Origin of the sequence: Corallococcus sp. AB049A, from assembly GCF_003668885.1 — a bacterium.
GTDB classification, from domain to species: domain Bacteria; phylum Myxococcota; class Myxococcia; order Myxococcales; family Myxococcaceae; genus Corallococcus; species Corallococcus interemptor.
In genome coordinates this window covers 1-9,579 of sequence record NZ_RAWL01000338.1, presented here as the reverse complement: position 1 = coordinate 9,579, position 9,579 = coordinate 1, and the positions used below count along the sequence as shown (strand labels likewise).

The window sequence follows — 9,579 nt, the reverse complement described above, 5'->3', positions numbered from 1 at the left end:
GTCTGGGGATCACGAGCGCCGGGACCCGGGGCGCCTCCTTGGGCGCGGCGGCGACGGTGACAATCGTCGGGGACGCGTCGTGCAGCGCGATGCGCTGGGTCAGCTCCTTCTCGATGTCATCCAGCGCGGCATGGATGCGCGTCCGCTCGGAGTCTGTCTTTGCTTCAGCGGCGGCCCGGTACTGCTGGATCAGCCTGACGCGCAGCGCTCCATCCCCATCCACGTCCTTCGCCCGCGCCAGCAGCAGCTTGAACAGACCTGCCTGCCGCTGCTCCATCTTCTTCTCGGAGGGAGTCTCCGCCGGCAGGGGCGGCAGCCTCGTGGACTTCGCCAGGGTCGCTGTCGCCGTCTCCGCTGCTTCCTCGACGACCTCGGGCGGCGTCTCGACAGGGACCGGTGGTGGCTCCACGGGCAGCGTCTCCACCAACACCGGCGCGGAAGGTCGCGGCTGCGCAATCACTTGCGGCGGCTCCGCCTTCCCCGAATGCGTCCCCCAGCCGTAACCCACTCCCAGCAGCGCCAGCCCTGCGACCGCCGCCAGCGCAATGGACATCCCGTTGCGGCGAACCGGCGGTGTGACGGCCCTGGATACGTCCGGCCGCGACTCCACGGCCGGTGGTGCTGCCTCCGGCTCCGGGCTCGTGGGCGGTCGCGCCAACCCGCGGAGCTTCATCCGCACGGCCGTCGCGGTCGCGGGCCGCTTCGCGGGCTCCTTCTGCATCAGCTGGAACACCAGCTCATCAAGCTCCGGCGGAATGCCCTCCACCCGCGACGACACCCGGGGAGGGACCTGCTCGACGTGCGCGAACATCACCTGCACGTTGTCACCCGGGAACGGCCGGGTGCCCGTGAGCATCTGGAACGCCATCACTCCCAGCGCGTACAGGTCCGCGGCCGGGCCCACCTCTTCGCCGCGGATCTGCTCCGGGGCCATGAAGTCCGGCGTCCCCAGCGTGGAGCCATCCGCCCGCGCCAGCGCCTCGGGCCCCTGCATCACCTTGGCGATGCCGAAGTCCACCAGCTTGATCAGCGGCGTCGCGTCCGGCTGCTCCACCAGGAACACGTTCGCGGGCTTCAAATCCCGGTGCACCACGCCCGCCCGGTGCGCGGCCGCCAGCGCGGCCAGGACCTGCACCAGCACCCAGGCGCAGGTCCCCACGTCCATGCGGGGCTGCTCGCGCAGCCGGTCCGCGAGCGACTGGCCCTGGAGCAGCTCCATCACCACGTACGGCCGGCTGTCCGGCAGCGTCCCGAAGTTGAAGATGTCCAGCACGCCCGGATGCCGGATGGCGTTCACCGCCCGCGCCTCCACCAGCAGCCGCTGCTCCTGCTCCGGGGACACCCGCTCCGCGCGCATCACCTTGATGGCCGCGTGCTTGCCAATCAGCGGGTGCTCCGCCCGGTAGACGACCCCCATCCCTCCAGCGCCCACGCGCTCGTGGATGACGAACTCGCCAATCTTCGACCCCACCAGCGGATCCACGGCCGGTGTCGCCGGAAGCTCCTCGTCCGTCATCACCTCCGGTATCCCCGTCTCTGGCTGTCGTACGCGTTCATGGAAGAAAAACCCGGTGTGCGCCGATGCTACCGGGCCAGCGCCATGACGTCGCGCGTCCAAGCCGGCCATCTGCCCGCCCGCTCGCCAATCAATCCTCGCTGATCAGGGAATCCCGACCTACCGAGCGAGAAATGCTGATCCGCGGAGGGGCTCCGGCCTCAAGGAAACGGGGTGGACCCGTTGTAGAGTCAGGTCCGTCCTTTCCTGGACGTTCCCGGGTCGCGCTTCCGGATCCCTGCTCCCCAGGGACCGCACCCGGAGGGGGAACATGGCACCGGCATACGACGCCCTGGTCATCGGCACGGGGTTTGGCGGCGCGGTGGCGGCCTGTCGGCTCGCGCAGGCGGGTCTGTCCGTGCGCGTGCTCGAACGCGGGCTGCGCTACCCGAAGGGCAGCTTTCCTCGCGACTTCGAGGACCCTCGCAACGGCTGGCTGTGGCAGCACCGGCAGGGGCTCTTCGACATCAAGCTGCTCAAGGGGATGAGCGTCGTGCAGGCCGCGGGGTACGGCGGCGGCTCGCTCATCTACGCCAACGTGCACCTGCGCCCGCCTCCGGACGTCTTCGCCTCCGGGTGGCCGGAGGGCTACGGCCGGGAGTCGTTGGATCCGTACTACGACCTGGTCGCGCACATGCTGGACGTGCAGCCCATCACCGCGTCCGCGCGCGGCCTGCCGCCCAAGACCCAGAAGATGCAGGAGGTGGCGAAGAAGCTGGGCCGCGAGGCGCAGTTCTTCTACCCGAACCTCGCCGTGCGCTTCGGCCCCGCGGGCGAGCCGATGCCCAACAAGTTCGGCGTGCTCCAGGAGGGCTGCAACTACTGCGGCGAGTGCGACATCGGCTGCAACCGCCGCGCGAAGAACACCCTGGACCTGAACTACCTGGCCGTCGCGGAGCAGCGCGGCGCGGAGGTCACCACCCAGGCGGAGGTGACGCGCATCGAGCCCCTGTCGCCGGGCTACCGCGTCACCTTCACGGACCACGCCTACGCCGGCATGCAGCGCACCGTGGACGCGCGCCGCGTCTTCCTGTGCGCGGGCGCGGTGAACACCACGGAGCTGCTGCTTCGCAACCGCGACGTGCACGGCACGCTGCCGGACCTGAGCGCGCGGCTGGGGTCCCGCTATTCCGCCAACGGGGACTTCCTCGCGTTCGCCTTCGACACGAAGGAACCGTGGGACCCGGCGGTGGGCCCCACCATCACCACCGGCATGGTGGTGGACGAAGGGCAGGGCAAGGACAAGACCTGGTTCCTCTTCCAGGAGGGCGGACACCCGGTGCAGGCGGCGGGGTTGATGGTGGCCATGGACCCCGACCGGGCCATGACGCTGCCGGCGGACCTGCTCCAGCGCGAGCTGGTGAAGGTGCTGCGCACGCGCTCCAGGGAGATGGCCGCCATCGAGAACGAGCGCGGCCGCTTCCAGGCCGTGTTCCTGGCCATGGGGCGTGACAAGTCCAACGGCCGGCTGACGCTGTCGCCCGTCACCCGCGAGCTCCAGGTGCAGTGGGACGTGCCCGCGAACCTGCCGCTGTACCGCACGCAGGAGCAGCTGTGCGAGGACGTGGCCCGCGCGCTGGGCACGCGCGCCGCGTACAACCCGCTGTGGGAGCGGCTGCACCTGCCGGTGTCCGTGCACAACCTGGGCGGCTGCGCGATGGCGGAGGAGGCCGCGTACGGCGTGTTGGACGCGGGCGGCCAGGTGCATGGCTATCCCGGCCTGTATGTGATGGACGGCGCGGCGCTGCCGGTGGGCGTGGGTGTCAACCCGTCCTCCACCATCGCCGCGGTGGCCGAGCGCAACGTGGAGCAGGTCATCCGCCAGGTGAAGGACGCGCCGGGCTGGACGGCGCCGGAGCGCACGCCCGCGAAGACCGCGCCCGCGTATCCGCCCCGCGTCAGCATGCGGATGATGCCGGAGGTGGAGACGGTGTCCTCGCCGGTGGTGCCGGGGACGGATCCGCTGGGCGACGTGGTGATTCCGGCGGGCGGCACGGTCGCGTCCCCCACGCCGGTGGTGGGCCTGCGCTTCACGGAACGGATGAAGGGCTTCCTCCAGCCGAACCACCCGGCGCCGGAGGACTTCGCCGGGGCGGCGCGGGCGGGCCAGCGCGCGGGGAACACGGCGGAGTTCGTGGTCACCATCACGCTGCCCAACCTGGACCGCTTCCTCGCGCAGGAGTCCCACGGTGGCATCGTGCAGGGCACGCTGAACGTGCGCGGCTTCACTCCGCCCGGGGGCGCGCCGGTGGAGAACGGCGTCTTCAACCTCTTCGTGGGCACGGAGCGCTTCTACGAGCGGCGCATGCTGTACCTGCTGCCCTTCACCGGCGTGGACGGCCAGCCGTACCTCCTGGATGGCTACAAGGAGGTCAACGACGACGCGGGCTTCGACGTGTGGAGCGACACGTCCACGCTCTACACGGTGCTGCGCAAGGGGCACGAGCGCACCGGCGCCGTGGTCGCCACCGGCATCATCCGCCTGCACCTGCCGGACTTCCTCCAGCAGCTCACCACGTTCTCCGTGCTGGGCACGTCCTCGCCGCTGAAGCAGGCGGACGCGATGCGGCGCTTCGGCGGCATGTTCATGGGCACGCTCTGGGATGTCTTCGCCCGCGCGAAGTTCGACTGAAGGGGGAACACACCATGGGCATGGCGAAGCGGTACGACGTGGTGGTGGTGGGCTCCGGCTTCGGCGGTTCCATCAATGCGCTGCGGCTGGCGCAGGCGGGCAGGTCCGTGGCGGTGCTGGAGCGGGGCCGCCGCTACAACCCCGGCCAGTTCCCCCGCGACGTCACGCGCGCGGATGAGCTGCTCTGGAACCCCCCGGTGCGCCCGGAGGCGCGGGGGCTCTACGACGTGCGCTTCCTGTCCGGCATCGGCACGGTGACGGCGAGCGGCGTGGGCGGCGGGTCGCTCATCTACGCGAACGTCCACGTGCGGCCGGACCCCATCGTCTTCGACCATCCGCGCTGGCCCCGGGGCTTTTCCCGCGAGGCGCTGGACACGTACTACGACAAGGTCGCGCACGAGCTGGACGTGAAGCCGTTCCCGGCATCCGAGCCGCTGAGGAAGCGAGACCTGTTCCAGCAGGCCGCGAAGCGCATGGGCCGCCAGACGTTCGACCCGGACGAGGCCGTCTCCTGGACGGAGCCCTCCGCCCCGGGCCGCAAGGCGTGTCAGCGCTGCGCGGAGTGCGAGTTCGGCTGCCAGCACGGCGCGAAGAACACGCTGGACCTCACCTACCTGGCGCGCGCGGAGAAGCTGGGCGCCACCGTGTGGCCGGGCCTGTCCGTGTCCCACGTGCAGCGCGTGGCGGGCGGCTACCGGGTGCACTTCCAGGACCTGGCCACCGGGGAGAAGTCCTCCGTGGAAGGCAGCCGCGTGGTGCTGTCCGCCGGGGCGCTGGGCACGGTGGAAATCCTGCTGCGCAGCCGCGACCGGGCCCGCACGCTGCCCCTGGTGAGCGATTGGCTGGGCAAGGGGTACTCCGGCAACGGCGACTTCCTGGGCTCGATGCAGGGCAGCCGCGAGGAGATTTTCCCGTGGCAGGGCCCGGACGTGGCCACGGTGATGCGCTTCTTCGACGCCGCGCCGCGCTTCACCCTGGTGACGGCCACGTTCAACCAGCCGGCGACGGCGGTGCTCGCCGGCATGGGGCAGCCGCAGCTGGGGCCGCTGGGTGGGATTGGCTCCCCGCTGTGGCCCAAGCTGTGGCCGCTGATGCATGGCGCGTTCCGCAAGGGGCTGTTCAGCAAGCCGCTGGGCACCCGCGTGGACCCCGCGCGCACGAGCAACCTGTTCGCCATTGGCCAGGACAACGCCAACGGGCACATGGTGCTCAAGGGCGACCGGCTGGACATCGAGTGGGACTACGCGAACGAGAACGTGGTGCTGGTGAACCGGATGACGGCCGCGATGCGTGAGCTGGCGTCGCAGTACGGCGGGACGTTCGCGCCGCTCGTGACGTGGGAGCTGTTCCGCCGGCCGTTCACGGTGCACTCGCTGGGCGGGGCGCACCTGGCGGAGTCGCCGGCCCGCGGCGTGGTGTCGACGGAGGGCGAAGTGTTCAACTACCCCGGACTGTACGTGGCGGATGGCTCCGTCATCCCCACGTCCATCGGTTTCCATCCGGTGATGACCATCAGCGCGGTGGCCGAGCGCATCGCGGAGGCGGTGGCCCATGGCTTTTGATTACCGAAGCGGCGCGGCAGTGTCCCGGACGCTGTCCCAGGACGTGAAGCTCCAGGGCCTGCCCGTGGCGGAGCGGTACGACTTCCTCGCGGGCGACGGCGTGCCCCTGAGGCTCACCCGCTACGTGGGCGGCACGAAGGGGCCGGTGCTGCTGGTGCACGGCGCGGGCGTGTGGAGCGGCATGTTCATGCTGCCCACGCTGAAGGAGAACTTCGTCCAGTACCTGGTGCGCCACGGCTACGACACGTGGCTCTTGGACTGGCGCGCCAGCGTGCAGCTGCCCCTGCGTCAGTTCACGCTGGACGACGCGGCGGACCTCGACATGCCGGCGGCGGTGCGGCGCGTGCGCGAAGTCACCGGCGCGGACTCCGTGCAGGCGGTGGTGCACTGCGCGGGCTCCGCGGCGTTCTTCATGTCCATGGCCGCCGGGCACCTGGACGACGTGCGCACCGTGGTGGCGTCCCAGGTGGCGCTGCACCACCACACGCCGGCCTCCACGCGCTTCAAGGCGCTCCTGCGCGTGCCGGAGCTGCTGGACGCGGGCCTGGATTCGCTCACGCCGGATGACGCGTCCCGCACGCCGCTGTTCCAGGCGGCCTTCACGAAGGTGTCGAGCTTCCTGCGGATGGAGTGTGACAGCCCGGTGTGTCACCGGCTGTCGTTCATGTACGGCCGGCTGTACCGGCACGCGCGGTTGAACCCGGAGACGCACTCCCGGCTGGAGGAGCAGTTCGGCCGGTGCAACCTGCTGACGTTCCGCCACCTGGGACAGATGTCGCGCGGCGGCCACGCGGTGAAGTTCGACCACGGCCGCGCGGAGAACCTGCGGCGCTACGGGCAGGCCCGGCCGCCGGACTACCTGGACCCGCAGCCCTTCCAGCGGCCCATCACGTTCGTCTCCAGCGAGCAGAACCGCACGTACCTGCCGTCCTCCACGCAAGCCACCTTCCAGTGGCTGCGCGAGGCCAATGGCGCCCGCTGGTACCAGCGCCGCATGCTGCCGGGCTACGGCCACCTGGACACCTTCATGGGCAGCACCGCCTCGGAGGACACGTACCCGGTGCTGCGCGAGGCGCTGGAGTTCCAGCCCCGCTGACCGGCCGCCGCCGACCAGGGGAGCAGGAGGCCGCGCGTCCGGCCGCGGACGATGGCGGCCTCACCGCGGGTGCATACCGTTGGGCCGACAGTGGATTCCCTCTGGAGGCCCGGATGAAAGCAGTCGTGCTCAAAGGCTATGGGGACGTGGACGTGCTCGCGGTGCAGGACATGCCCGAGCCGAAGGTGGGGCCGGGCGAGGTGAAGGTCCGCGTCACCGCCGCGAGCATCAACCCGGTGGACTGGAAGATCCGCCGGGGTGACATGAAGGGGCGGATGGATTTGAAGTTCCCCACCATCCTCGGGCGCGACGTGGCCGGTGAGGTGGTGGAGGTGGGCACGGGCGTGGAGGCCTTCGAGCCGGGCGACCGCGTGATGGGCCTGGTGAACGCGGGCTACGCGGAGACGGTGGTCGCGCCCACGGAGGCCTGGGCGAAGGTGCCCGACACCCTGGACCTGCGGGACGCCGCGGCGCTGCCGCTGGTGACGCTGACGGGCACGCAGCTCATCGAGGAGCACGTGCGGCCCTCGCAGGGGGACACGGTGCTCGTCACGGGCGCGCTGGGCGCGGTGGGGCGCTCGGCCGTCTTCGCGGCGCGGGCGCGGGGCGCGCGAATCTGGGCGGGCGTGCGCAAGAAGCAGGTGGAGGAGGCCCAGAGCCTCAACGTGGACGGGGTCGTCGCGCTGGATGATCCGAAGGACCTCGCGAAGCTGCCCACGCTGGACGCGGTGGCGGACACGGTGGGCGGAGAGGCCGTGGCCGCGGTGCTCGACAAGGTGAAGCACGGCGGGACGGTGGGCACCGTGGTGGGCGAGCCGAAGGGCGCGAAGGAGAAGGGCCTCGTCGTGCGCAGCTTCATGGCGCATCCCGATGCGCACCGGCTTGAACAGCTTGCCGTGAGCGCGGCGAAGGGCGACCTGGTGATTCCCATCAGCCGGACCTTCAAGCTGGACGACGCGCGTGAGGCCCAGAAGCTCGCGGAGCAGGGCGGCGTGGGCAAGGTGCTGCTCGTCAACTGAGGCGGGCGTTCAGAACGGGGCGGCGCGGGTGAAGGACACGCGCTGCCCCGTCGCCGGGTGCACGAAGGACAGGGTCTCCGCGTGCAGGTGCAGGCGGAGGCCCGCGTGTCCGTACAGCGGGTCTCCCAGGATGGGCGCGCCCAGGCCCTTCGGGTGTGCCGCGTGGACGCGGAGCTGGTGCGTGCGGCCGGTGCGCGGATGGAAGGCCACGCGCGTGTGGCCCGCCGCGCGGTGGAGCACCTCCCAGCCGGTGACTGCGGGCTTGCCGTGCACGGGGTCGACGATCTGCCGGGGCCGGTCGTCCAGGTCCACGCGCAGGGGCAGGGTGATGGTGCCCGAGTCGCCCTGCACGGGACCGTCGATGAGCGCCACGTAGCGCTTGTCCACGTCGCGGTGGAGGAACTGGCGCTGGAGGGACGCGTGCGTGCGGCTGTCCAGCGCGGCGACGAGCAACCCGGACGTGTCCAGGTCCAGCCGGTGCGCGAGCAGCGGTCCCGTGGCGTGGGGATAGCGGGCCCGCAGGCGGGTGAGCACCGAGTCCAGCAGGGCGGCCTCCCGGCCCGGCACGGACAGCAGGCCGCAGGGCTTGTCGATGACGACGAGCCACGCGTCCTCGAAGACGATGGACAGCTCTGGCGTCGGCGCCGGCGGTGGGACGAAGACGCGGGGGGCGGAGACGGTCAGGCCTTCCAGCATGAACGGGAGCAGGGGGCCGCACTTGTCGCGGCACGCCGGATAGAAGGCGCCCTGGATGCGGCCTCCGGACGCGGGCGGCGTGCCCCACCAGAACTCCGCGAGCGCCACGGGGTGGAGTCCGTGCGCGAAGGCATGGGCGAGCAGCTTCGCTCCCGCGCAGTCACCGGCACCGGATGGGGGCTCCGCGCCGCCGTAGAGCGAGCGCAGGGGGCGCGTTTCTCCGCGGGCGTTGGTGATGGCGTAGGTGTCGTGGAACTGCTTCATGAAGCCGCGCGAGACGATGCGCCGCAGCCGGTCCAGCGCGCGCACGCGGCGCTCCGCCTTCGCGCGGGCGGGGGCGAGAATGCGCCGGGCCTCTTCCTGGGCCGCGTCCCACCGGCGCTTCTCCGCCTTGTCGCCCCGGCTCTCCTGGTCGAGCGCGTGCAGCGCCTGGGCGCGTTCGGCGTCCGTGAGCCCTTGCGTGGCCATGATGGCGGCGCGGCGTTCGTGCCGCTGGCGCCGCCGGCCGTCGTGGCGCAGGCGCATGGCTTCGCGCTCCGTGGCCTCACGGGACTGACGGGCGTCATCGTCCTCACGCAGGCGGCGCAGTTCATCGGAAGCGCTCCACGCCTCGGCGCGGGCGAGCAGGGCCTTCACCGTGGCATCGGCCACCGGCTCCACGCGGGCGCGTGCCTCGCGGTCGAACACAGGGGGGACGAAGCCTGGGACGTCCCAGCGGCCCGCGAGCATCGCGGAGAAGGCGCGCAGCACGCCGAACGTTCCATCCGGCTGCCGCACCACGAGCACGCCGAACATCTTCCCGCCGTCTGGGCCCTGGAGGACGTCGCTCGGTAGTCCCGGAGCGATGGAACCTTCACGGAGCTCGGCTTGCAGTGCCTCCGCGGCCCGGCGCGCGAGGGCATGTGGGCCCAGGGCGTCGAAGGGGCTGGGGAACGCACCCGGCACTTCATCCGTCGCCGGTTCGAGGGGAGTGACAAGCGGGACCACGGCGCCGGAGTAGCACGAAACGAGGTGAGGGG

6 protein-coding genes are annotated in these 9,579 nt (G+C 71.4%); 4 read left to right on the top strand and 2 right to left on the bottom strand.

Going from position 1 to position 9,579, the window contains the following annotated elements:
- On the bottom strand, positions 1 to 1,516 hold a 1,516-nt coding region (locus tag D7X55_RS28980; RefSeq protein ID WP_233610134.1), incomplete at its 3' end, for a serine/threonine-protein kinase.
- Between the two features lie 310 nt (positions 1,517 to 1,826).
- On the opposite strand from D7X55_RS28980, the gene D7X55_RS45540 reads away from it, so the two are divergent.
- The 4 genes from D7X55_RS45540 (at position 1,827) to D7X55_RS28960 (ending at position 7,864) form a co-directional block, all read left to right on the top strand.
- Positions 1,827 to 4,187, top strand: a complete 2,361-nt coding sequence (locus D7X55_RS45540) for a GMC oxidoreductase (RefSeq protein WP_121724747.1) — start codon at positions 1,827 to 1,829, stop codon at positions 4,185 to 4,187.
- 14 nt (positions 4,188 to 4,201) lie between these two features.
- Complete coding sequence (locus tag D7X55_RS28970; protein ID WP_199747197.1) at positions 4,202 to 5,749, top strand: GMC family oxidoreductase N-terminal domain-containing protein; 1,548 nt, start codon at positions 4,202 to 4,204, stop codon at positions 5,747 to 5,749.
- Positions 5,739 to 6,845 (top strand): alpha/beta fold hydrolase, encoded by a 1,107-nt coding sequence (locus D7X55_RS28965; protein WP_121724746.1) that lies wholly within the window; start codon positions 5,739 to 5,741, stop codon positions 6,843 to 6,845. Before D7X55_RS28970 ends, D7X55_RS28965 begins: the two co-directional genes overlap by 11 nt.
- Positions 6,846 to 6,958: 113 nt before the next feature.
- Positions 6,959 to 7,864: an NADP-dependent oxidoreductase gene (locus D7X55_RS28960; RefSeq protein ID WP_120548620.1), complete on the top strand. Its 906-nt coding sequence runs from the start codon at positions 6,959 to 6,961 to the stop codon at positions 7,862 to 7,864.
- A 9-nt stretch (positions 7,865 to 7,873) separates the two neighbouring features.
- Here the strand turns inward: D7X55_RS28960 and D7X55_RS28955 are convergent, their stop codons facing one another.
- Positions 7,874 to 9,505, bottom strand: a complete 1,632-nt coding sequence (locus D7X55_RS28955) for a pseudouridine synthase (RefSeq protein ID WP_121724745.1) — start codon at positions 9,503 to 9,505, stop codon at positions 7,874 to 7,876.
- Positions 9,506 to 9,579: the final 74 nt, after the last annotated feature.